1 protein-coding gene is annotated in these 898 nt (G+C 41.1%); it reads left to right on the top strand.

Features of this window, described 5'->3' with window-relative positions:
* Positions 1 to 521 precede the first annotated feature (521 nt).
* A complete protein-coding gene (locus ACFIKE_RS11710) occupies positions 522 to 668 on the top strand; it encodes a hypothetical protein (protein ID WP_375650116.1) in 147 nt (48 codons plus the stop codon).
* The last annotated feature ends 230 nt before the right edge of the window (positions 669 to 898 follow it).

Genomic DNA, 898 nt, shown 5'->3' with positions numbered 1-898 from the left:
CATTCATCAGAAATGCAGCAAAATATGTTTTTTTAATGGGAAAGTTTTTGCTGAGGCAAAAAACATTTTCTCCTTTGATAAAGCAAGGGGGAAATAAGGAGGGGGAAATGTGAAGGGGGAGGGAAGAATTGTGGTTTTGAAATCCGTGGTATTTTATTGATGGAATTGGGAGGGCGGTGGTTGGGATATGCTGCGGGGGCAAAGCTTAGGTATTGGCGATTGTGTGGGCGATTGGGGCTGTGCTGGCTGTCGTATTAATGGTGGCGTGATGGATGGATTGTTACCGGTGCCATGTTGTTGATGAGGGAGGAGATTGTTGGTGGGGGCTTTTTCTTTCGTTTAAGGGATGATGCTTTTAATTTTGTAAAAAATAAACGGGTTAATTTAATGATAATGGATTGATATTTTAATCGTTATCTTTCTTGAATGAGAAACCCAGATTATGCTGCAATCAAAGCCATGTCTTTTGTCCGTCGTAAGATCAGAAGAGCTTTATAGAATTGTATAAGAAAAGACGCAAAATGACGATAATGAATTGTCTGAAGAGCCAAGGTTGTCGCGATATTGGGGGAAAAGTGGATGATGAGGGCGATTTGTTACAATGGGGGGCGATGGGGAGAATGTTGCTGTCTGAAGAGGGGGCAATATTTATCTTGCTCATGCCCTGAAATATGCCATGAAATATTTTTCTTTGAGGCATGGGTAGATATAAGGTAAGTCTCTTTGACAGGTTGAAGTGTTTTTTAAAGGGCGTGGTGGATATTTTAAAGCTTGTTTGTTGCGCGCTTTAAGCCCGTCAGTCCTATAGAAATTCTATGAAAGGCAAGTCCAGTGGGTCTCAAGTGTAACTTTTCAAGAAGGATTGTCTCTTTATAAAGGAGCTGGTTACAAAGAGGCA

The organism is Bartonella sp. MU70NMGDW, assembly GCF_042194085.1.
Lineage (GTDB): Bacteria > Pseudomonadota > Alphaproteobacteria > Rhizobiales > Rhizobiaceae > Bartonella > Bartonella grahamii.
This window is presented reverse-complemented; position numbering and strand designations above follow the sequence as displayed.